The sequence below is a fragment of the Amphritea sp. HPY genome, assembly GCF_050870985.1.
In the GTDB taxonomy this organism is placed as follows: Bacteria; Pseudomonadota; Gammaproteobacteria; order Pseudomonadales; family Balneatricaceae; genus Amphritea.
Genome location: NZ_CP194015.1, coordinates 5,245,614 through 5,269,049, shown reverse-complemented (window position 1 = coordinate 5,269,049; position 23,436 = coordinate 5,245,614). Strand labels below are relative to the sequence as shown.

23 protein-coding genes are annotated in these 23,436 nt (G+C 45.1%); 11 read left to right on the top strand and 12 right to left on the bottom strand.

Annotated features, from left to right (window positions below):
* Nucleotides 1-417 precede the first annotated feature (417 nt).
* From galE to ACQUQM_RS23500, 3 genes are all read left to right on the top strand, one after another.
* Complete coding sequence (galE, locus tag ACQUQM_RS23510) at nt 418-1,425, top strand: UDP-glucose 4-epimerase GalE (protein WP_432472294.1); 1,008 nt, start codon at nt 418-420, stop codon at nt 1,423-1,425.
* 52 nt (nt 1,426-1,477) lie between these two features.
* On the top strand, nt 1,478-1,762 hold the full coding sequence (locus tag ACQUQM_RS23505) for a hypothetical protein (RefSeq protein WP_432472293.1): 285 nt from the start codon (nt 1,478-1,480) through the stop codon (nt 1,760-1,762).
* A 170-nt stretch (nt 1,763-1,932) separates the two neighbouring features.
* On the top strand, nt 1,933-2,295 hold the full coding sequence (locus ACQUQM_RS23500; RefSeq protein WP_432472292.1) for a hypothetical protein: 363 nt from the start codon (nt 1,933-1,935) through the stop codon (nt 2,293-2,295).
* 150 nt (nt 2,296-2,445) lie between these two features.
* On the opposite strand, the gene rfbD is transcribed toward ACQUQM_RS23500, so the two are convergent.
* The 5 genes from rfbD to ACQUQM_RS23475 form a co-directional block, all read right to left on the bottom strand.
* Entirely contained in the window at nt 2,446-3,333 is an 888-nt protein-coding gene (gene rfbD, locus ACQUQM_RS23495) for a dTDP-4-dehydrorhamnose reductase (RefSeq protein WP_432472291.1), read from the bottom strand.
* On the bottom strand, nt 3,330-3,866 hold the full coding sequence (gene rfbC / locus ACQUQM_RS23490) for a dTDP-4-dehydrorhamnose 3,5-epimerase (RefSeq protein ID WP_432472290.1): 537 nt from the start codon (nt 3,864-3,866) through the stop codon (nt 3,330-3,332). The genes rfbD and rfbC overlap by 4 nt, the downstream gene beginning before the upstream one ends.
* The gene (gene rfbA / locus ACQUQM_RS23485) at nt 3,866-4,747 is read right to left on the bottom strand and encodes a glucose-1-phosphate thymidylyltransferase RfbA (RefSeq protein WP_432472289.1); all 882 of its coding nucleotides are present in this window, start codon (nt 4,745-4,747) and stop codon (nt 3,866-3,868) included. The genes rfbC and rfbA overlap by 1 nt, the downstream gene beginning before the upstream one ends.
* A 16-nt stretch (nt 4,748-4,763) precedes the next feature.
* Entirely contained in the window at nt 4,764-5,819 is a 1,056-nt protein-coding gene (gene rfbB / locus ACQUQM_RS23480; RefSeq protein ID WP_432474874.1) for a dTDP-glucose 4,6-dehydratase, read from the bottom strand.
* A gap of 207 nt (nt 5,820-6,026) precedes the next feature.
* Complete coding sequence (locus ACQUQM_RS23475; RefSeq protein ID WP_432472288.1) at nt 6,027-7,376, bottom strand: UDP-glucose dehydrogenase family protein; 1,350 nt, start codon at nt 7,374-7,376, stop codon at nt 6,027-6,029.
* A 202-nt stretch (nt 7,377-7,578) separates the two neighbouring features.
* Here ACQUQM_RS23475 and ACQUQM_RS23470 point away from each other — a divergent pair, with 202 nt between their 5' ends.
* The 6 genes from ACQUQM_RS23470 (at nt 7,579) to ACQUQM_RS23445 (ending at nt 13,453) form a co-directional block, all read left to right on the top strand.
* Nucleotides 7,579-7,788 (top strand): hypothetical protein, encoded by a 210-nt coding sequence (locus ACQUQM_RS23470; RefSeq protein WP_432472287.1) that lies wholly within the window; start codon nt 7,579-7,581, stop codon nt 7,786-7,788.
* Between the two features lie 170 nt (nt 7,789-7,958).
* Nucleotides 7,959-9,182: an outer membrane beta-barrel protein gene (locus ACQUQM_RS23465; RefSeq protein ID WP_432472286.1), complete on the top strand. Its 1,224-nt coding sequence runs from the start codon at nt 7,959-7,961 to the stop codon at nt 9,180-9,182.
* A 35-nt stretch (nt 9,183-9,217) separates the two neighbouring features.
* Nucleotides 9,218-9,769 carry a polysaccharide biosynthesis/export family protein gene (locus ACQUQM_RS23460; RefSeq protein WP_432472285.1) on the top strand — a complete coding sequence of 184 codons (552 nt, stop codon included), beginning with the start codon at nt 9,218-9,220 and terminating at the stop codon, nt 9,767-9,769.
* Between the two features lie 54 nt (nt 9,770-9,823).
* Entirely contained in the window at nt 9,824-12,025 is a 2,202-nt protein-coding gene (locus ACQUQM_RS23455; RefSeq protein ID WP_432472284.1) for a GumC family protein, read from the top strand.
* Complete coding sequence (locus tag ACQUQM_RS23450) at nt 11,985-12,764, top strand: tyrosine-protein phosphatase (protein WP_432474873.1); 780 nt, start codon at nt 11,985-11,987, stop codon at nt 12,762-12,764. The genes ACQUQM_RS23455 and ACQUQM_RS23450 overlap by 41 nt, the downstream gene beginning before the upstream one ends.
* Complete coding sequence (locus tag ACQUQM_RS23445) at nt 12,755-13,453, top strand: VpsP family polysaccharide biosynthesis protein (protein WP_432472283.1); 699 nt, start codon at nt 12,755-12,757, stop codon at nt 13,451-13,453. The genes ACQUQM_RS23450 and ACQUQM_RS23445 overlap by 10 nt, the downstream gene beginning before the upstream one ends.
* Before the next feature lie 30 nt (nt 13,454-13,483).
* Here ACQUQM_RS23445 and ACQUQM_RS23440 read toward each other — a convergent pair whose 3' ends face one another.
* The 7 genes from ACQUQM_RS23440 to ACQUQM_RS23410 form a co-directional block, all read right to left on the bottom strand.
* The gene (locus ACQUQM_RS23440; RefSeq protein ID WP_432472282.1) at nt 13,484-14,773 is read right to left on the bottom strand and encodes an oligosaccharide flippase family protein; all 1,290 of its coding nucleotides are present in this window, start codon (nt 14,771-14,773) and stop codon (nt 13,484-13,486) included.
* 10 nt (nt 14,774-14,783) lie between these two features.
* Nucleotides 14,784-15,812, bottom strand: a complete 1,029-nt coding sequence (locus ACQUQM_RS23435) for a glycosyltransferase (RefSeq protein ID WP_432472281.1) — start codon at nt 15,810-15,812, stop codon at nt 14,784-14,786.
* Nucleotides 15,809-16,552 carry a putative capsular polysaccharide synthesis family protein gene (locus tag ACQUQM_RS23430; RefSeq protein ID WP_432472280.1) on the bottom strand — a complete coding sequence of 248 codons (744 nt, stop codon included), beginning with the start codon at nt 16,550-16,552 and terminating at the stop codon, nt 15,809-15,811. The genes ACQUQM_RS23435 and ACQUQM_RS23430 overlap by 4 nt, the downstream gene beginning before the upstream one ends.
* Nucleotides 16,553-16,738: 186 nt before the next feature.
* Nucleotides 16,739-17,872, bottom strand: coding sequence for an O-antigen ligase family protein (locus ACQUQM_RS23425; protein ID WP_432472279.1), 1,134 nt, complete (start codon nt 17,870-17,872; stop codon nt 16,739-16,741).
* A gap of 4 nt (nt 17,873-17,876) precedes the next feature.
* Entirely contained in the window at nt 17,877-18,944 is a 1,068-nt protein-coding gene (locus ACQUQM_RS23420) for a glycosyltransferase (protein ID WP_432472278.1), read from the bottom strand.
* Complete coding sequence (locus tag ACQUQM_RS23415) at nt 18,928-19,674, bottom strand: hypothetical protein (RefSeq protein WP_432472277.1); 747 nt, start codon at nt 19,672-19,674, stop codon at nt 18,928-18,930. The genes ACQUQM_RS23420 and ACQUQM_RS23415 overlap by 17 nt, the downstream gene beginning before the upstream one ends.
* A 13-nt stretch (nt 19,675-19,687) precedes the next feature.
* On the bottom strand, nt 19,688-21,106 hold the full coding sequence (locus ACQUQM_RS23410; protein WP_432472276.1) for an undecaprenyl-phosphate glucose phosphotransferase: 1,419 nt from the start codon (nt 21,104-21,106) through the stop codon (nt 19,688-19,690).
* 239 nt (nt 21,107-21,345) lie between these two features.
* Between ACQUQM_RS23410 and ACQUQM_RS23405 the strand changes: the two genes are divergently transcribed.
* Both ACQUQM_RS23405 and ACQUQM_RS23400 read left to right on the top strand, forming a co-directional pair.
* On the top strand, nt 21,346-21,984 hold the full coding sequence (locus ACQUQM_RS23405; protein WP_432472275.1) for a hypothetical protein: 639 nt from the start codon (nt 21,346-21,348) through the stop codon (nt 21,982-21,984).
* Nucleotides 21,985-22,301: 317 nt separating this feature from the next.
* Nucleotides 22,302-23,381 (top strand): O-antigen ligase family protein, encoded by a 1,080-nt coding sequence (locus ACQUQM_RS23400; RefSeq protein WP_432472274.1) that lies wholly within the window; start codon nt 22,302-22,304, stop codon nt 23,379-23,381.
* Nucleotides 23,382-23,436: the final 55 nt, after the last annotated feature.

The following is a 23,436-nucleotide window of genomic DNA, read 5'->3' as shown; positions in this document are numbered from 1 at the left end:
ACCCGAAGGGGATGCTAGCGTCTTTATCGCGACGGGGGCGTCGCTCCCACATAGCATTAATCATTAGTTGTAGGAGGCGATAAGGCCTGAAAGGGCATGCTAGCGGCGCTCCCACAATGTATGAATCATTAAAGTTGTAGGAGGCGCGCCCTCGCGGCGATCTAATGTTTTTATCACGACGAGGTACCCGAAGGGGCATGCTAGCGTCGCTCCCACATAGTATGAATCATTAGTTGTAGGAGGCGCGCCCTCGCGGCGATCTAATGTTTTTATCGCGACGAGTACCCGAAGGGGGATGCTAGCATCGCCTGCCACAATGATTCATATTATAAGAACGCCCCGACCTGAAAATACATTCTGTTATCATGCTCTAACAGATTACCAAACAATATCGACTTAAGTTCATGGAGAACAATTATGACAATTTTAGTAACCGGCGGAGCGGGCTACATTGGCAGCCATACCGTTATTCAGTTATTAGAATCAGGGAATGACGTCATCGTTCTGGATAACCTCTGTAACGCCAATCCAGAAGTGTTTAATCGTATCGAAAAAATCTGTAACCGCCGTCCCGCTTTCATCGAAGGTGACGTACGCAACGCAGTGTTGCTGGATACCATATTTTCAAATAATCAGATCGACTCGGTTATTCATTTCGCAGGGCTGAAAGCCGTCGGAGAGTCCGTAGCAAACCCTGTGCTCTATTATCAGAATAATGTTGCAGGCTCGATTACACTTTTCGAGGTCATGCAGCAACATGGCTGTAAAAAAGTGGTATTCAGCTCTTCTGCAACAGTTTATGGCGATCCTGCCAGCATCCCCGTCACGGAATCTTCCCCTTATGCTCCGGCAAATCCGTATGGAACTTCCAAAATGATGGTGGAAAATATTCTTACGGATCTGCATATCTCAGACAACAACTGGCAGGTTGCACTGCTGAGATATTTCAATCCGGTTGGTGCTCATCCAAGCGGACTGATTGGCGAGGATCCTAAGGGAATCCCCAACAACCTGATGCCTTTTGTTACCCAGGTAGCATCAGGTCAACTTGAAAAGCTCAGTATTTTTGGTGGAGACTACCCTACTCAGGACGGCACCGGGGTACGTGATTATATTCATGTTCAGGACCTTGCCAGAGGGCACCTGAAGGCACTTGAAGCACTGGCTGAGAACCATGGTTGCGCTGCTTACAATCTGGGTACAGGTGTTGGCTACTCAGTTCTCGACGTTGTGAATACGTTTATGCAAGAGAACCAGTTGGATATTGCGTACCAGATAGTCGAACGCCGGGCCGGTGATGTCGCTGAATACTATGCTGATCCGTCATTCAGTTCAGACAGGCTCGGCTGGAAAGCCGAGCACAGCCTGAAAGATATGGTCAGAGATCACTGGAACTGGCAGAAAAACAACCCGGAGGGGTATTAACCCCCGGGTACCGTTTTCTGCAATTGATACACAAAACAAGGAGTGCAACTACATGGAAAGAACAAACAATATGCCACTATGGGTTTTCCTGGCATTTTCAAGTATCACAACCAGAAAAGGGGCTTTAATACTCATTTATATTTGCGCCGCCTTCACTCTGTACTGCCTCCCCTGGGCACAGTTATTCCCCCAATTCAGCTGGATCAGCAGCATCTTTTTAATCGATGACTGGAGCTGGTTCGCGATGATGATTCCGATCATTGCCTGGTATGTACTTGCCCTGAGATGGATTGATAGGAATATCGCCTGGAAGGCAGCGCCAGAAGGCGAGAAATAGACAGCCTGAGCCTCACTCTTCCTAACAGGGAGCACACTCAAACTGCTCTGCTCTGCTCTGATTATTACGATTGTACCCATAATGAGTATTCAAACATTTGTTTGACCAACAAGCCTGATCGATAATTCGTCCCGTAGTACAAAAATAACTTCATAAGACAGGAGGTCTTTATGGGTGATTTTATGTACGAGATGAAGCCATTGGTTTGTCTGTTTGGTGGTGTAATTGCCTTGATTCTCGGAGAAAATATCGAAGGAGCATTAAGTAGTTTGACGCTTTTTTTCTCAGGGTCTCTGGTTTGGATACACCGGTCTCATGCAAGAAGGAAGGATAGAAGAACAAAGAAAACGATTACATATTCTGAATTAACAATTGATTGGTATGAACTAAAACCTTTTATATATATTGCGGTCGGTTTTATTGTTCCTTACTTTTATCAATTGTCCTGGGCACTGCTACTATCGACGATACTGATCTGGTCTGGCAGCCATGTCCTGATTTTGCGAATATTTAATCGTAAGTATGCGTTCTAACCAGCGCCGCAGAAGTTCGTAGTTGCGGCCCCCCCCTGTTTAATATTTAAACTTTTTCATTCCCCACAACCCGCCCTAAAGACAGGCTTTAATAAAACTATATTGAGATCAATTATTAAACATGTGATAACGAGCAAGGAACTAAGGAACCTAATAAGAAGGCACTTCAAGTTTTTGCATTAGCTCTCTCACAGCTATTTTCCAATTAGAAGGTTCAATATTATATCGTTTATTTATCTCAGCCGTATCTAATACTGAATATGCGGGTCTCGCTGCTGCGGTTGGGTACTGTTCTGTCGATATTGGATTAACAACAGGCTCTCTGGTAATTTGCCCGGCCCGAACAGCTTGCTGAAAAATAAATTGAGCAAAACCATGCCAGCTGACTTGCTCTGCGCCACTGTAGTGAAAATGCCCCCAATAAAGATCCTCACCGGCACGTAATTTTTCAGCCAGGGTGACCAGTACATTGGCTATATCGCCAGCATAAGTCGGACAACCGTACTGATCGGCGACAACATTCAGGGTTTCATGCTGCCGTCCCAGACGGAGCATGGTTTTAACAAAATTATTTCCGTTTTCACCAAAAACCCAGCTGGTTCGGATATTTATATAGGGGTGGTCTGCATTCTCAAGCTTAACCTCGCCTGCCCGCTTACTCCGGCCATAAATCCCCAATGGGGACACTGGATCAGATTCCATGTATGGCCTGACAGATGATCCGTCAAATACGTAGTCTGTTGAGATATTAAAGATCGGACAATCACAAGACTGTGCCAGCAACAGTAGGTTTTCCAGCCCTGCTTCATTTACTTGAAAAGCTTTCTCCGGCTCCGATTCTGCAAGATCAACAGCAGTGTAGGCTGCAGCGTTGATGATCAACTCAGGCTGCCAGGACTGCCAGCTCATTACGCTCTCTATTGAGCTTATATCCAGCTCTTGCGAGTTCAGTGCTGCGGTTTCAAAGCCTGCCTGTAGCAGTTGAGATGATAATAGCGATCCTACCTGCCCCCTGCTACCCACCATCAGAACCTTCATAGCTTCAGGTCTCTGAGCCGGGAAGCCACTTTATCTTTATCTGATAATATTGGTGATTCCAGCGGCCACTCAATACCAATATCAGGATCATTCCAGATCAGGCTCCCCTCGTCAGTGGGGTCGTAATAATCGGTGCATTTATATTCGAAATCGGCTGATTCGGAAAGCACCACAAAGCCATGAGCCAGGCCTGGCGGCACCCAAAACTGGCGTTTATTTTCGCCACTTAAATAGACGCCTGCCCATTTGCCAAAGGTTTCAGAACCTGGCCTGATATCCACCGCAACATCAAACACCTCTCCCTGAGCCACTCTGACAAGTTTGCCCTGGGGTTTGGTTTTCTGGAAGTGCAGGCCCCGTAGAACACCTTTTCCCGATCGGGAATGATTGTCCTGTACAAATTGAAGGTCTATACCTGCTTCCCTACGGTACTTTTCCTCCTGAAAAGTCTCAAGAAAGAATCCCCGCTCGTCACCAAACACCTGGGGTTCTATGATCACGACTCCGGCAATCTCAGTTTTGATAACATTCATTAACAAGCTCCATCCAGAAGGCTTTGCAGGTACTGCCCATAGCCGGTTTTCATTAATGCATCCGCACGAATCGCCAGCTCTTCACAGGAGATCCAGTTCTGCCTGAAAGCGATCTCTTCCAGACAAGCAACTTTCAAGCCCTGCCGGTGTTCAATTGTCTGTACAAACTGCCCAGCCTCTATCAACGAGTCGTGGGTTCCGGTATCTAACCACGCAAAACCACGGCCGAGCAGTTCAACGTTTAACTGGCCTTTTTCGAGGTAAGCATTATTTACATCGGTTATTTCCAGCTCACCCCGCTCTGAAGGCTGAACATTTTTCGCTATTTCGACGACATTGTTATCATAAAAATACAGGCCTGTTACAGCATACTCAGATTTCGGTTTAAGGGGTTTTTCCTCGATAGAGATGGCACGCCCCTGATCATCAAACTCTACCACCCCAAAACGCTGTGGATCTTTCACGTGATAACCAAAAACTGTTGCTCCGGAATCCCGCTGTACTGCAGAAATAAGCTTGTCCGAAAAGTGCTGGCCATAATAAATATTATCGCCTAATACCAGGCAAACATTATCGTCGCCGATAAATGACTCTCCAATCAAAAATGCCTGTGCCAGGCCGTCCGGACTTTCCTGTATTTCATACTCAAAAGTAACACCAAACGCACTGCCATCCCCCAGTAAACGCTGAAATCCTGGCATATCTTCCGGTGTTGAGATAATCAGAATTTCCCGAATACCTGCAAGCATTAACACTGAGATCGGATAATAGATCATAGGCTTATCATAAATCGGCAACATCTGTTTAGACACGCCCTGAGTAATCGGGTGTAGCCGGGTTCCAGATCCACCAGCCAGTACTATACCTTTAAAATTTTTCATGCTGTTCCCTCGCTTATCAGCCTATGCGTTCCATTTGATATTCACCATTGAGCACCCGTTGCCACCAGCCTGGGTTTTCCAGGTACCAGATAACTGTTTTCCTGATTCCGCTTTCGAAAGTTTCTTCCGGCTGCCAGCCTAAATCATTGCTGATTTTACTTGCGTCAATAGCATATCGAAGATCATGACCAGGGCGGTCTTTGACGAATTGAATCAATTCCTGGTATTCCGCTACACCTTCCGGCTTTTCAGGGACAAGTTCTTCAAGTAATTCACATATCGCCCTTACAACATCAATATTGGCTTTCTCATTGTGGCCACCGATATTGTAGGTTTCACCAACGGCACCTTCAGTTACTACTTTATAAAGTGCTGCTGCATGATCATCTACGAATAACCAGTCTCTGATCTGCTGACCATCGCCATACACCGGTAGCGGTTTCCCATGTATCGCATTGAGTATAATGTGAGGAATCAACTTCTCTGGAAAATGGTACGGCCCATAATTGTTTGAACAATTTGTGATCAGAACAGGTAAACCGAACGTGCGATTCCACGCTCGTACCAAGTGATCAGAGCCAGCTTTACTTGCCGAGTAGGGTGAGCTCGGTGCGTATGGCGTTGATTCAGTAAACAGGTCCTCTGTACCTTCCAGATCACCATAAACTTCATCCGTCGATATGTGATGAAAACGGAAGCCCGCCTTCTTGCTTCCGTCTAGATCAGTCCAGTATTTCCGGCTGGCTTCCAACAAATTATAAGTACCGACAATATTGGTCTGGATAAACTCTCCAGGCCCTTCTATAGATCGGTCAACATGAGATTCAGCTGCCAGGTGCATCACTACATCAGGCTGTTGCTGCTGGAACAAGGTCTGCAGAGCGTCATAATCACAAATATTGATTTTGGCAAAACTATAGCGAGGGGAAGTCGCAACATCTGGCAGAGACTCCAGATTACCTGCATAGGTCAGGCAATCAACGTTGACGACCTCATTATCAGTTTTTTCCAGAATATACCGAATAACAGCGCTGCCGATAAAGCCGGCCCCACCAGTAACCAAAACTTTCATCTTACAATCCTTAAAAATCCTTAAAAATCCATCAATGGTGACGGAAGATTCCTTAAAAGCTAATACGAACAATCTTGACTACTTAACAAGGTTCGCTTTCATAAGCGTATCGCTATTGGTGTTCAGCTGAACACCGTTACGCTACTCACAGAATAGTTTTATTCTTTATCTAAAGTTTTCAGGCTAAAAAACCTTTTCAAATTCAGTTTAATATCCGGCATTTGCGGTAACAGATGCTCCCCGACCAATACCATAGTATTGGATATTACGCTGCTCCATACGCGAAGGCTCATAAAGATTGCGCCCATCAAAAATAACCGCTGTTTTCAGTTCTTCTTTTATAAGATCAAAATCCGGGGCTTTAAAATTTTGCCATTCAGTACAGATAACCAGGGCATCAGCACCTTTTAACGCGCTCTCTTTAGTGCCCATCAACATCAGGTCTTCTCTTGAACCATAGATTCTTTGCGTTTCTTCCATCGCTTCGGGATCAAATGCCTGCACCTTAACACCCGCATCCCACAATGACTCCATTAGCACCCGGCTTGATGCATCACGCATATCATCTGTTTTAGGTTTAAATGAAAGCCCCCAAAGGGCTATCGTTTTACCTTTAAGGGCACCTTTAAAGTGCTCGTGAATTAAGGAGAATAGTTTTTGCTTTTGGCGAGAATTAACAGACTCAACTGCTTTAAGAATCTCAGATTCATAATCAATATGTTCAGCAGTTTTGACTAAAGCCTGTACGTCTTTAGGGAAACAGGAACCTCCGTAGCCACATCCAGGGTAGATAAAGTGGTAACCAATTCGTTCATCAGAACCGATACCCTGCCTTACATGCTCAATATCCGCACCGACCCGCTCAGCAATATTTGCCATCTCATTCATAAAACTGATTTTAGTGGCCAACATACAATTCGCAGCATATTTGGTAAGTTCTGCACTGCGGACATCCATGTAAATTATACGATCATGATTGCGGTTAAACGGTGCATACAACTCATTCATTGTTTCCTTTACTAACTCGCTGTCAGTGCCAATAACAATCCGGTCAGGCCGCATACAGTCACTTACTGCGGCGCCTTCTTTCAGAAACTCAGGATTTGAAACAACGTGATAATTAAACTCAACCGCACGGTTCGAAAGAACCTCTGATATTTTGCTCACTACCTTGTCGCCAGTTCCCACTGGAACTGTGGATTTATCCACTACAATTTTCGACCCTTGCATATACGTAGCGATGGTTTCTGCTACGGCTAATACATAGCGAAGGTCAGCAGAGCCGTCTTCATCAGGCGGAGTGCCTACCGCAATAAACTGAATATCACCAAAATTGACAGCGGCTTCTGCATCGGTTGTAAACTTCAGTCTGCCTGCTTCATAATTTGACTGTACCAGAGGTGTTAGCCCGGGCTCGTATATAGGGATAATTCCCTGCTTGAGATTCTCAACTTTCTGCTTATCAATATCAACGCAACAAACATCATGGCCAACCTCTGCCAGAACCGCTGCTTGAACCAGTCCTACATAGCCGATGCCAAAGACAGTAACTTTCATTTTTCACAAATCCTCGTGAGGGGGTATTCCTTTCAAGTGGCACATTATATCCCCAGAACTACAAATACGTCACAATATCTTTAAGCCAGCCCCTATTCTTCTGCTCTCCTGGAATACTGCACATTTTAAATTTATATGATAAAGTACGTGCTACATAAAATTATTGCCTACGGAAAGGCGCCCCCCAGACAAGGAAGAGTTTATGTCTACCCGAGCAACAAAGATTCCTACAGAAACAATTGAGCTGGATTATTTTGATCAATACCTTGATAAAATAGGCCATGAACTGGAATCAGCCCTGATCGAATTAGCTGAGTTTCATTACGAACCGCTAAAAAACGGTCTGATAAAGGGAAAGCACGATTTAAACCGATCAGAAAATTACTTAATCAGTGCTGCTGTCGCAACATGAAAAATAGGAACCCTTCGTAATAACAACATAGAGCCAAAACTGACCAGCTATACGGCTTTATGTTAATATTCGGGTTTTATGTACGCTTAGGTATAACACGATCAGAAAGGAATTCTGGCGGTACTTACCGTAAGTATGAGTAGTAAGAATAAAAACATGGATGTTGTGTAATGGATAACCAACAATACAAGTTACTGTTTCTGGCGGCAATGGTTTGCAATGCTACCATGGCTGCCGTTCAGCCTGCCGACATTGCAGCCGGCCCAATATCTATTACTCCGTTTATCCAGATCGAACAAGGCTACGATGACAATATCTACAGCGCTTCGATCGAAGAAGATATCAAAGACAGCTTCTACACCATTTTATCCCCAACCATCGAAGCGGTCGCCGAAGATGGCCTGAACGCATATCGTGCCAGCTTCCTGCTGCAAAAAGGTGTCTATTACGCCAGCAGCAGAGATAACTTTCTTGATTATGACGCCGTACTGGATGCGCATATCGAAACCGACGCCCGAAACAGCTTTGATATCAGCGCCCGTATCAGTGATCGCCATGAAGCTCAAGGTACTGGTATTGCCGAATTTAATAATACTGCCTACGACGTTGATAAGCCGCTGCGCTATGATGAGTTGGCGCTTAGCGGTTCTTATACCCATGGCGCAGAAACCGCACAGGGACAATTGATCATCGACGTCGGCTACGAAGATAAGCAATATACAAACTTTCGCGATATTACTACCTTTCGTGACACCGAGATTTTTTATGCAGGAGCAGCCCTGCAATATCAGGCTAAACCCAAGACCTCATTACTACTGGAAGCACGCTACAAAGATATCGACTATATCACCGACTATGACAGCAGCCTGGATAGCACTACCCTGCGCCTGCTGGCCGGCCTAAGCTGGGAAGCCAGCGCCAGAACCACCGGCACCATTAAACTGGGCCGTGTAGAGCGACACCTTCCGTCTCCGACCCGGGATGATTTCAGTGGTAACAGCTGGCAGGCAATACTGCTCTGGTCGCCCCGAACCTATTCAACATTTCGCATATCAACAAGCCAAACCGAAAAAGAGAGCAACAACCGAGCCGACTTTATTAACTCGCAGGCGATTCGGCTCAGCTGGAACCATCGTTGGAATGATCAGTTCCTGTCTGTAATAAGACTGGGCAAAACCCATGACGAATTCATCGGTTCGCTAAACAACCAGGGAAACCGCCTGGCGAACAATCGGGTGGACGACTCGGACCATGTCAGCATCGAACTGAATTACGACCTGCGACGCTGGTTATCAATTGGCGGGTCCTGGACTATGCAAGATACTGAATCTAATGTCCGGGGCATTCCATTCAAGAGAAATGTATTTGCGATATCGGTAGACGCCTCACTATGAATCTATCGCGCTATGACTTATTTGAGAAAAACACTATGAGACTTGTTTCACTTTTTACCGGCCGCTTTATGCTGTGCATTTTATGCCTCTTACTGGCCTTCAGCACTGTCAGTTCCGCAGCCGAAAAACTATCAGATTATCAACTGGGTTCCGGTGACTTGCTTAGTATTAAAGTATTTGGAGAGGATGATCTTAGTATTGAAGTCCGCCTCAGCGATGCTGGCACCCTTGCCTATCCATTTCTTGGCGAGATGGATGTTTTGAATATGACGATTAAAGAGCTTAGCGAGACTATTACCGTCGGGCTGGCCGACGGTTACCTGATAAACCCTAATGTTTATGTCACCGTACTTGAATACCGGGAGTTCTTTATAAACGGAGAAGTTGAAAAACCCGGCGGCTACCCCTATCAGCCAGGTCTGACATTGCAAAAAGCGGTCGCGATTGCCGGTGGTTTCACCGAACGCGCCTCGAAAACCAAGCTGTTTATCGCCCGGGATAAGCAACCGGACAAGCAACTAAGAATTAAGCTCTCAACCAAGATACATCCGGGTGACATTATTACTATCGAGCAAAGCTTCTTCTGACAACAGCGTTACCCGCTCAGAAAACAGATTATTTTCAAGGAAGAAAATACTTATATGGACACTCTGAATAATAAAGTCTCCCATCATTCTCAGGAGACAATCGATCTGCGCCAGTACCTGGCCATAATAAACCGCTATAAGTGGGGCATTCTCGGTCTTGCATCGGCCATCGCTATGCTGACAACTCTTGTGGTTTTTTCCATGAGCCCGGTATACAAAGCATCTGCCACCCTGCTTATAGAATCCAGTCAGGCCAATATTGTCTCTATCGAAGAGGTCTATGGTCTCGATCCAACGAACAATGAGTATTACCTGACCCAGTTTGAGATCCTGCGCTCGCGCCAGTTAGCCGAAACGGTGATCGACAAACTGCAATTGAGTGATCATCCTGAGTTTAACCCTGCTGCGAACGGCTCTAAATTCAACTGGCGTGACCTGATCCCTTTTCAATTACCCGAGAAAAGCAATACGGGTATCGATCAGGCACAGCGACATAAGCAACAGATTACCGAACGCTTTCTGGCAAAACTAACTATCTCCCCGGTGCGTAAAACTCAACTGGTTACTATCAGTTTTGAAGCCGGTGATGCGCTGCTAGCCGCTCAGATAGCTAATGCGGTAGGTGAAGCCTATATCGATAACAACCTGGAAGCCCGCCTCCAACTCACTTACAAAGCATCTGAATGGTTACTGGAGCGGTTGAGCGGCTTAAGAGAACAACTTAAGACATCAGAAAAAAGACTGCAGCAATACCGCGAACAGGAAAATATCATCGGCACTGACGGTGGCTTTAATATCGCCAATACTGAACTCGATCTGGTTGCTTCCAGACTGGTCGATGCGCGGCGCAAACGACTGGAAACAGAAAGCCTTTACCGTCAAATCAAATCGGTTGATCGTCAGTCTAACCTGGCTTATGAACAAATCCCGGCGATTCTGCAACACCCGCTAATCCGGGAACTTAAAAAAGCAGAACTTGAAGTTACCCTCAAGAAAGCTGAGCTGGCAAAACGTTACGGACCAAAGCATCCGAAAATGCGCGCTGTTCAATCAGAACTCAGTGATGTACAGAGCAGCCTGAAAATTCAGTTCAGTTCGATCGTCAGCGGTATCGAAAATGACTACCAGCTGGCCCGAACCGCCGAGCGCGGATTACAGGCATCGGTTGATGATAGTAAGCAGGATCTGCAATCGATTAATCGCAAAGAATACCGCCTGAAAGAGCTGGAACAGGAAGTTGATGCCAACCGTCAACTATACGAAACCTTCTTTAACCGGCTCAACGAGACCAACGCCGCAGGCAACCTTAAAACAGCTAATGCCCGTATTGCTGATCCGGCCCTGCCACCTCTGAAACCGGCGAAGCCGAGAACAAAGCTAACCGTTGCGATCTCATTTGTATTAGGCCTGATCATTGGCCTGGTTCTCAGCTTTGTTCTCGAAGCCCTGAACAATACGCTGCGTTCAATCACCGATATTGAGGATAAACTTTACGCCAGCACTCTTGGACTATTGCCTTTTCTTAAAAACAACAAGAGAGAACCTCCAGAGAGTTATTTCAGCTATGTTGAGGAGCCAAAATCGGACTTTGCCGAGTCAGTGCGCACCATTCGAACTGGACTTGTTATTTCTTCACTAAACAAGCCATACAAAACAATCGCCTGCACCTCATCGGTTCCTGGCGAGGGCAAAACAACATTAGCCCTTAGCTTGTCATTTTGTTTAGGACAGATGGAAAAAGTACTGCTTATTGATGCCGATATGCGCCGTCCTTCTATCGCTAAAGCCTTTTCTATCCCAGATAACCATTCAGGCTTGTCTGAACTGGTCGCTGGTACGGCAACACTGGAAGAGAGTATTCAACAGATGCCCGAGCATGGTATCGATCTGCTCAGTGCCGGTAGCCTGCCACCCAACCCTCTGGACCTGTTGGGCTCGCAAAGATTTAAAGAGCTATTGAAAGGCCTGGAAGGCCGGTATGACCGGATAATTATCGATACAGCGCCGACACTTGCAGTCAGTGACGCATTGCTTCTTTCCCAGCTTATCAGCGGCATGATCTACGTCGTAAAGGCCGATGCCACCAGTTGCCCTGTTGCCCGCTCGGGTCTGAAACGTTTACAGGAGATCAACGCACCGGTTATCGGCGTTGTTCTGAATCAGATAGACACCCGCAAAGCGGCACGTTACTCCAGTGATCACTACAGTGGCTACTATGATAGCTACGGCTATTCAAAGCCTGGCTGTAGCAACTGATATGATTGATCTGCACTGTCACATACTACCCGGCATAGATGACGGAGCTGACTGCATGGATACTGCAGTCGGCCTGGCCCGACAAGCCGTCGCTGACGGTATCTGCCACAGTGTAGTTACACCCCATATTCACCCTGGTCGCTATTCCAATACAGCGAAATCCATCGTTCCTGTTTTTAACCGGTTTAAAAGCCGCCTGTCAAAGCTGGATATACCCCTGCAGGTCACTCTGGCAGCAGAGATACGACTTAGCCCGGAGCTGATTACGATGGTCACCCGAGATCAGGTACCTTATATCGGCACCTGGAATGGCTTCAATGTTATCTTGCTCGAACTCCCTCACAGCCATGTCCCGCCAGGAACAGAAGAGCTTATTCGCTGGTTAAAAGAACATAATATTCTGCCTGTTATCGCCCACCCCGAACGTAACAAAGAGCTGATGCAGCGCATCGACAAACTCAGTCCTTTGATTGAACAAGGTTGCCTGCTGCAACTTACTGCCATGTCGGTGACCGGTGAGTTTGGACCGGGGGCCAAACACACCGCCGAGCTGATATTACAACGTGACTGGGCGTCGTTTATCGCCACCGATAGTCATCATCTTTTGCATAGACCGGCAATTTTAAGCAAAGGCGCTCGTGCTGCCGCCTACATCATAGGCGCAGCTAAAGCTGATACGCTGATTTACACTAACCCACAAAAATTACTTAGCCCCGGCGAGCAGAGTAAATGTCGATAAAGTTCATTTCAAAAAAATGCAACAAGCGCAAACTATCTGCGTTTGTATTAATGCTATCGCTACTGGGCATAATAGTTTTTCCAGTACGTTGGGCGATTGGCGACATCTATACCTATCCTGTCAGGTATGCCGTTAAAGACTGGCATCAACAGAGTAGCCTGCCAGCGCAGGTCGAGCTGGATCGGGCAATGGATAATATTAACAAGGCACTATGGTGGGACCCTGAAAACCCTGAATACACTGATTACCAAGGCTTTTTATATTATTATCAGGGACTGGTTTCCATTTCGGATCAGCAAGCCGATTTCACACCCCATTTCCGTCAGGCATTAGCGAGTTTCAAAACCTCGACCCGGACGCGTCCCATGTGGCCCTATAGCTGGGCTTATATCGCTCTGATGAAGGCTTATCTGGCAGAATTCGATCAGGAATACCGTTCAGCAATCCATCAAGCCAGCAAACTGGGACCTTGGGAAAACAGCGTCAATATCGCCCTTACCGAGGCCGGGTTAATAGGCTGGTCTCACAATAATCCTGCGTTGACCCAGGTGGTTGTTGATAATATTGCCCGGGGCCTGAGACGTAATAACAAAGAGATCAGGCAGATCATTCAAGCGCATAACAAAACAGCACTGGTCTGCGCATATATGCAAGCAGACCTGACCAGACAAGGGATGTGCGGGTTCTAACTACAACATCGTTATTTTACGATCTACTGCTTACTTCCAAAATGCCAGCGTATTAAATCCAATATGTTTATTCACCAACCTTACAGCAAGTAAATTTTGAACCGTAATAGCCAGAGCTGTCGCTACCGCACAGCCTAAGGCTCCCCAGAGGGGAACAAAAATCAAGTTCATCAGAATAGCAAAAGGACCTGAGACTAACACGCAATTACGTAACGCCTTTTCATTGCCCGACATAGAAAGTATAAAGACAACCGAACCGGTAAAAACATTCACAAACTGCCCCACAGCAAATATCTGTAGTAGATATCCCCCGTCAGAAAAACCAGTACCAAAAAATGACATTATCAGTTCAGGAAACATCAGGATTGGAAATAATAACGGTAAGCTAACAACCAGCATTAGTCGAACAGAGTAAAGCGCCAGGCTTTGTAAGCCGGCACTATCGCCTAATTTATGCAAAGCAGCAAACTTAGGAGCAACCACAAAATTAACAGCAATCAGAACAAAACTAATCAACATAGCCATTCTCTGCGCTGTCGCTAACTGTGCCAATTGTTCAGGAGCAACCCAGGCCGCAGCCACAAATAATCCAGAGAACTGGGTTAGTTGCCCCATTATTGCCACCAGCCATAGAGGCTTACAACTGGCAAAAATCTTGGACCAGCTGATTTGACTGGCGCAGGCAGTGCTATCCCGAAAAACCCACTTGTGCCAGATCAGATAGCTGAACATGGCAGTAAACAACGCCGACATCGAGAATATACCACCGACCTGTGCAGCCCGGACTGGCTGAACCCAGAGGGTCAACAGCAATGCCAGAACAAAGACCTGTATATTCAGAACAAATATAGCGGCTGTAATCCGCCCCCAGCCCTGCAATCCCATTGCTATCAAACTATACAGAGCGACTCCCAGAATAGCGGGCGACATATACATAATAACTTCGGCAAGCTCAGGTTTATCAAAACAGAACCTTGCTATCAGTTCGCTACCAAGCATACAGATTAATGCCAGCCCTCCAGCCGAACATATACTAAGGCCCAGGCCTTTATGTAAAACATCACGAGCCTCCCCCTGGGTGCCACCTGCCTGCGCTGCGGCACAGAAGCGTAACACTGTATTATCAAGACCAACCCTTGCCACAACGGAGATAAATAGAATCAGATTCATTGCCAAAAAAAACAAACCTGATTCAGCGACCCCCAGCTGCCGGGCAATCACCGACATAAAAAACAGAGATAAAACAGCGCCAATAATCCGGACAATTAAACTGAGCAATGACGCCTTAATCAACTTCCGACGCTGGAGTGGCATATTCATTTCGCCTATTCTATTGGCCATATAACTGTTGTAAGGTTTTTTTCTGTCGCTTTCGAGTAAAGAAGCTATTGATATAACGAGTCAATTCAGCACATGGCCTGATTACATCCATATCACCTTTACCAAATGCTGCGATCTTAAGCGCCATATCCTGCGCGGTTGTCACTACCTGGGGAAGCTCAGCGGTCGCTCCTATACTGCGGCATAATATTGGCCGGTCAAGTTTAGCCGCCTCTAATAAAGTCAAAGGCATCCCTTCCCAGGCCGCAGTATGCAAATAAAGATCTGCGTTCGCCAGGATTTCCATCACCCTGTCTCTTGAGAGCATTCCTGTCACTTCCACTCCGACAGACCTTAACTGCTGCTCCAATTCCGGATCGCCACCCCCGACCCAGGTAAAGTGCACATCCTGATCTGCCCGCAGTTTTTTAAGGTGCTCTAATACAGTCGCTATATAAGCAGGATCTTTCTGGGGAGAAACCCGCCCGACAGTTACCACATTCAATGGATGAGGAGGCTCCTCAACAGCATCTGGTTCATGAACGGCATAGTTATTCAGATAAGTCGTTTCTCGCGCACCAAGCTCCTCCGCTAACTGACATTCCCGCTGACTACAACCGGCGACAACATCAATACGACTGATCATAAAACGCTCAAGGTTCCGGTATACAAATGAAAATGCACTGCCTATGTCCTGCCGTTCAAAAGCATAACAATGCGGGGTATAAATTAGTTTAGCGTCACCAAAGTTAAAAAAACGAAAAATAAAACCGGCGATACTGGAATGAAGATGGACAACATCAGGCTTTATGTCACAAAAAGCTTGCTTAGCCATCGAAATAAAATCCAGCAGGGAGCCACTACAGATATCAACCCGGTTAAATAATCCACTGTAGGATTCTCCGGTATCATCGGCGCTTCGTGATCGAGCAACCAGCGAATGCTCTACCTCCAATCCTTTGCTTGAGGCTACGTAACTTATCAATGCGGTTTGAACACCGCCACCAAATGCTTCAGTCAGATGTAATACTTTTTTCATGCCAGTGTACTCCAATACTTCCTGAATCCAGCAATTTCCTTTGCTGAATACAGAGTGGAATAAAGAGGGGTATCGTAGAGATAGAAAAGCTTTTCAAAGGGATATATAGCTTTGAACTTTTGATAAAGTTCGCTATACCATTTTTCAGCACTTTCATTTGAATTGATCAGCTTAAACCCTTCACATTGCAGAAAACCTGCAAGCGAGGATTGGTTTTGATTCAGGTATTCACATTTCAAAATCAATGTGTCGACTTTGCCACCTTCAAGGCGAAAAAACTGCTGCTCGGGGTCTGGTTGAGAGTCGAATATATCGACGGCAAAATTGGCGTTCAGCTCTGCTTCAAACCAATTATAAAAATATTCATGGTTAATGTTATTTTCGAAAGCAGAAATCAGGTGTTCTAGCGTTTTTTCTGTACTCTGATGAAGCGATTCATTTTTCTTGGCTTCGATAAACTGGATATGCAGATCCTGAAAGAACCGTGAAACCAATGTCGCAACCGGATCTCTTACCAGCGTAATAATTTTAAGTTTATCTTTACGTTTCAGCATCCTATATCGCTGCATCAGAACCATCCGGTACGCCATGCGCTCCATCGGTTTAAAGAAGCATTTAACATCTTTCCGGTTTCGGTAGATCAGAAACTCTTCATGATCTTTGAATGAATGAAGGTGCATTGATGGAATATTCAAATGCTCCAGAGAGGCTTCAATCGAAGAAGATCCGACCTTACCCATCTGGTAAACCAGCACAAAATTGTCATCCTTGATCTTGCAGCTTTTCCGAAGCGTAGACTGATAACGCTTCCACATTAAGCAAGCCATATTAACTCCATTTAATATAAGCTATTTGTATAAACCCTCTTTTAAAAAGAGAGCACATCTAATTCTTTAATAGTAATAATTAACTATGATTACCGTTCGCTAATTCCGGTATACCCCTATAAAAAGCGGCAACATAAACATGATCATGACCACACTATTCACCGCTGCAAAAAGTATGGTAATCAATGCATACAATGCCAGATAGAATGTTTTAAATCCTTGACTATATAGCTGCCCCATCACAACCAGATACAAACCAAACAGAATTGCTACGCCAACTACCCCGTATTCAATCGCAGTATCCAACATAAAGTTATGTGTGTAGATGGCCAACTGATCATAGGAAAAGTAGTCTGCCATATAATAAGGTAGCATTTTAGCACCAACGCCTAGCACCAGATGTTCATTTAAAATATCGAGCCCGTTTGATATCAATAACTTTCGATGAATATTTGATACCCATCGCGCCTCACTTTCATCGTAGGCAAAGAGATCAAATTCAGATAGCTCCATTCCTGCAATTACAGCCTCGTATCCATACCAGGAGATATAAAAAGCTACGGCACTGGCAACCGTTAATGTAAGCACCAATAAAATACCTTTTACGTACTGCCCCGCTATAACTGAAAGGTAATACACTGACACAACCAACGAAAATGCCAGTATTGATTTCCGCTCCTGTGACAGAAATAAAAGAACAACAGCCAGTATCAAAAGGTACTTATAACTTTTATTTACATCCCGATAAATAAACAATATTAAACAAAGAAAACCAAATACGTATTTAGAATTACCCAGCTTTTTATAGCTTATATACCACCCAGTACTGACATGATAAGCTGCAACAAAAATAGCAATTAAAAACAGCACAACAACCAACTTGTGGATAAAGCCAGAATCAGAATAAGCTTTCGAAAATCCAATTAGGAAAAGCAGAGAATACAGTGAAAACCACTGTAAAGCCTCGATAAAAGACAATACAAAATTTGAACGAAGCAGAATAGAAGCAATAATAATATAGGCAATAAAAAACAATAAAATAACATTTCTTCGGAACAAGCCTGACTCGAATTTACCCAGCAGCATCAGATATAGAAAAACCGGTACACTCGCTAACGCAAAGATATCAGCAAGAAAAATCTGCACACCAGCCAAACTCAGTCCGAAAGGGAAAAAGTAAAGCGCGATAATGAAGGGCGAGTAGCGCCTGAGTATATCCATATACTGAGTCATAACATCAGCCCTGGGCCGCCAATTCAGCGTAGACAGCCGCATAGCGCTCAATAAATGTCTGGATACCAAACAGCTGAGCTCTTTGCCCTGCATACTCTTTAGCCCGGGTATAAGACTCTGCATTATTAAAATGACTGATTTTGTCGGCTAGCTCCCGCTCATCGCCAACAGAGAAAAGGTACTCGCTAGAGCCGACAACTTCCCTCAAACCTGGAATATCAGATGCCAATACTGGCAAGCCTGCTGCCATCGCTTCAACTGCAGCCAGACCAAACCCTTCAACCTTTGAAGATTGAACGTAGATATCAAGACCGGCAAGAAAACCAGGAATATCATCACTCACTCCGATAAATCTGATCTGCTCTTCCACACCCAAATCACGTGCCGCGGTAACAAGCATCTGACGTAACTCGCCATCGCCGACAAACAGCACTTCATAACCCTCCCCAAGCAGAGCCAGTGCCTTGATAATTGCCAGTTGATCTTTATAGGGATGAAAACGCCCAACCATGCCAATACGAACATTACTTAACGATTTGATCCTGCTTTGAGCAGCGGCATCGAACTGCTCCAGATCAACACCATTTTCAATGACAACAGACTTGTCACGACAGCCCGGCAAAAACGTCAGCAAAGCCTCTTCTACCTGCTTACTAATACTGACAACACGTTCATATCGTCGATACATTAACCATTCAATCAGTTTCAATTTGGGAAAATCACGACGCCGATTGTGCGTTGCATGTTCAGTCTGGAGCTTATTTCCACGAAACAATGTTGCCAGGTAAACAGACGGAAACAGGTGGCCATGCACGATCTCAGGCCAGCGCATCATGCTCAGTTTTTCTGACAGCGTAAGTTCAGACCAGCAATAACACTCATGCCCCAGGTCAGTGATCTGCTGTGAATAGTCGTTAATCGAATCCAACGTCACAACCCTGATCATATAGTTACCAGGCGTTCGGCTCACCAGATCCATAACAAATCGCTGCGCCCCACCATTGATGGACATATCATTAATCAGATGAAGCAGCTTTATTCTTTTAGTCGACAATTCAGGAGATAGTCGCATAACCAAACCTATCCATCAGCGACTGATCGACTGATTCATTAATAATTTCGACTGCACTATCGCTCAGTAGCGTTCTCCACTCCTCATTCAGGTAATAATCCCGATAATAAGCAAAGTCTTTACTCTTATCTTTGGTCGAGCGGGTGTAGTTCACAAAATCATCGTTTAAACGATCAACTTCCAGATCATTGCTGATACGATCAATCACCCCCTCAGGGCTCTCAAATACGTCTTCAGATCGTAACTGAAGATAGCTATATTCGGCCAACAGATCATATGACCGATTTTTGATGTTCCACAGTTCAACCGGGCTCTTCAGAACACTTTGACAGTTATCCCGCTTAACTGTCAGCCAGGGTGCATTGAGAAAGTCTTCAAAACAATCTACCTTGCCATTAAAGTCGTGATAAGGCCGTTTATAGAGGGATAGCAACCATGAGTATGGATTCTTGGTAACCGAGACAAACCCCACTTTTTTGTCTTCTACATTTTGCTGCTGAGCTTTATTGAACGGCAGGATCCGGGCATGCTTCCAACCTAAGTTATCTTCCTCAGTTAAACCAAAGTACAGATCATTCAGCCATTCCTTACCCGGTAATGCAGCCTGACTCTTAATAATGGCATCAGGTACCACCCCCCTCATCTCTGAGGCTGAAAGATTCAGAGCGATAAGCTTACTCAGATAATTCGTATTGGTGTTTCTTTCACCAAACAGCTTGAGGTTCTTCACTACATAAATCCTTTTAGTAGATATCTTTTGATAACAGCGACAGTGGTGTTTTAATCAGGATCTTTAGATCCAACAGTAGCGACCAGCTGTTAATATATTTCAGATCCAATTCGACTCGTTTTACCATCTTCTCGATCGAATCTGTTTCTCCCCGGTAGCCACTCACCTGAGCTAACCCGGTAATGCCAGGTTTGATCCTGTGCCTGCCAAGATAAGCATCCACTTTGCCGGAATAATAATCGTTATGAGCTATTGCATGAGGTCGCGGGCCGACTAACGACATCTGGCCTTGCAACACATTGATGAACTGGGGAATTTCATCAATCGAAGTCCGCCTGATAAAAGCACCAATATCAGTCACTCTTAGATCATCTTTGACCGCCTGCGTAACGCTATCATCACTATGAACAATCATGCTCCTAAACTTCCAGACCTCAATGACCTTGCCATCCCAGCCGTGCCTTGCCTGTTTAAAAAAAACAGGCCCTCGGGAAGATTTTTTGATCAACAACGCGATCACCAGCATCAACGGACTGAGCACTATCAACGCGATCAATGCCAGCAGTTTATCCATCAGGTTCTTAATAAAAATAGAACCCTTAGATGAGATTAGAGGTGTCTCATTCAGAAAAATAAGCGGTATGCCCCCGATTTCCCGTACAGAGTGATTCAGCAGGTTCAAAGCAAAAATGTTTGGCACCCAGATCACATCGACATTCATATCCAGCAGGTCGAAACTAATCCCTTCAATAACCTTCGACTCATTAATTGGCAACGCTACATAAACACGGCGAATATCGTTCTCTTTAATAATTATGCGTAATGCCTCTAAGCGGCCTAAAACGGGCACCACAAAACTCGCAGTTTGATCATCATCCAGAGGCTCATCGCTACCTAATACATGGCCAATGACCTTATCTGGCAACCAGTTGTTACCATTAAGATCATTAACCAACTTTCGTGATAATGCTCCGGTACCTATAACCAGAGAACTAACAACAGTTGAGAATTTATGTCGGTAGTTTTTGTAAAAGTAACTAAACAGAACCAAATTCAGCGCTTGCCATAAGCCGCCAACAAGTGCCCAACCCAACAAAACCTCACGGGAGAAATGAACACTGGTTTTAGTTATAAAACCAATAAAAACCAGCATAAGCAGCGTGATCAGCCAGGCGCTACCCAAGCGGTATACAGAAGACAGTATTGCCGACGAACGTCGATAGACTCCCTGCAGCGGATAGACAATCCACATACAAAGAACAGCGATAACCGCTAACAGCTGATAAAAATCAGGAACATCCTGTAACTTTAGCAAGGTAAGAACAACAAGAGAGACACTAATAGCTATCGTATCAGCAGCAAGCTGAAACCAGAGCGTCAATGATTTGTAATTTTTAAGCAGACGCCGCCGATGCGGCAGAATGACATCCATGTAATGTTACCTTAAGTTCGCAATTCCATTTGCTGATATGCGTATTCTGAATAAAGCTAAATACTTTGAGCTAATTTTTACGTGCTACTAAACAAAAAGCAAGTACTATTTTCTAGTACAGGCCAGATATTACAGACAAACCTGCTTACTTTTCAAACAAAACACTGCTACCATGCTGTCTATCTGAAGGATTCAGACCAGAAGCTACAGAGCTTTTGTAACACATGGAGCACGTGACAATGAATCGCATTATCTCAGGTTTATTTGCCTGTCTATTATTCCTCCCTCTCAACAGCTACAGTGACATCAGCTCCGACCTGTCCTCTGGTGATTCACTGATATCAGCAATCACTAAAGCCGTCCAACAAGAGCAACCGTTACAACTCGTTCTGGATCAACTACTGACAAGCTGTCTGAAAGATGCTGATATATCACAACGCTATGATGAATCTGAAGAGCTGGTGGAAAAGAATCACGAGCTAGAGGTGAGACTGGAGCAATGCCGACTCCGCGAACCTGAAGCATTACTGAAAAAAGAGATCGACACTGACGACGCATTGGCACAAGAAACAGCCAATGACTTTGCCGCAGATATTGCTTGCGCCTGTGCCGAGGGCAATACAGAAGCGATCTACGCGGCCCTCATTTCTGTATTCAGCAATGATAATGAGGCGCTTACTATTATCGGTAAAAGTGCTTTAAATAACGGTATTACAGAAGTTCAGCTCATCACAATGGCATTGGCTGCTAATGCCGATATCACCGCCCTGCTCGAACAACCTTCCGCAGGTGTGCCGCCGATTTCGCAGCTGATAAACTCGACCTCTGCAGTACCCTTTGCTGACATTAACGGGCGCGGCGGCATCAGCGACAGCTAGTGCTATTGGCAGTGCCCCCCAAAATCATGACTAACGACATAACCAACAAACAGCCCCATGCCGACAAGGCTCTTTTTTACTGCATCTGTTTATTAGTATTCTGGCTTCCCTTACCTTTCGGCAGTAACAGACTTTGGTCCAGCAGCTTATTTTGCCTGATTATTCTGATGCTAAGCGCCTATTGGATCTATCTATACCTGCAAGATAAGGCCACCATTCCTGTCCAGGTTCACAAAGCACTCCCGGTAATAGCACTGTTATCAGCCCCCCCTCTGGTTGCCATTTGCCAGCTAATTTTTCCAGCGGGTCCGATATTTATGTCTATCGATATCAGCAGCACATCTCACGAGGCCTTACTCGGTGTATGCCTGATTCTGTTCATGACGCTCTGCTTACTGACACTAACCGACAAGTCGCGCATCCAAATCATTATCATCGTCCTGATTTTTAGCGGATTATTTCAATCCATTTATGGAACACTGATGACGCTAACCGGCACTGAATACAGTGTATTTATGAAAAAAGAGAGCTATCTGGGAGTCGCTACCGGTACTTTTATCAACAGGAATCACCTGGCCGGCTACCTGGTGCTTTGCCTCTGTGCAGGAATTGGCCTAATGATCAGCAAACTTGGCAGCGGTCTCCGATCAACTATCAAATATCACACTCGTGAGATAATTCGTTCAGTGCTCGGCAGTAAAATCCTGATACGCTTAGCTTTGGTAATGCTTGTCGCTGGTCTCGTTATGACGCACTCCAGAATGGGCAATAGTGCCTTCTTTATCAGCCTGAGCATTGCTTCGATCATTACGCTACTCTTTCATCAACGTTCTACGAAATCTATGGTTTTATTTTTCATAACGATTCTGGTGATTGATTTCTTTGTTGTAGGTAGCTTTTTTGGCGTATCCAAAATCGCAGAAAGACTGCAAAACACAACCAGCGCCAATGAAAGCAGAGACGAAGTGAACAGTCACTCTCTTGCTATGATTGATAACCTTGATTACTCAGGTTCAGGTGCAGGTTCTTTCTATACCTTATTTCCGGGCTACCGAACTTACGACAGTGGCGATGGTTTCTACCTTCATACCCACAATGATTATCTACAGTTCATCATCGAATATGGTTTACTGCCAAGCATTGCCTTGTTTACTGGGGTCGTTTTGGTTTTTATCTATGCGCTACTTGCGCTACGTAAGAGACGATCAAGCTTACATATTGGTATAGCGTTCAGTTCGATCATGGCAATTATCGCTTTCGCTATTCATTCTACCGTCGATTTCAACCTTCAAATTCCAGCAAATGCAGCAACCTTCATGCTGCTTTTATCTCTGGGATTAATCAGTTATCACCAACCTTCTACCGCTATAAAGCGCTCCCGAAAATTCGTCAGATAAAAAAAGCCCCTTCTCAAAAATGAGAAGGGGCTTGAGTCATTGGCATTAAATAGCC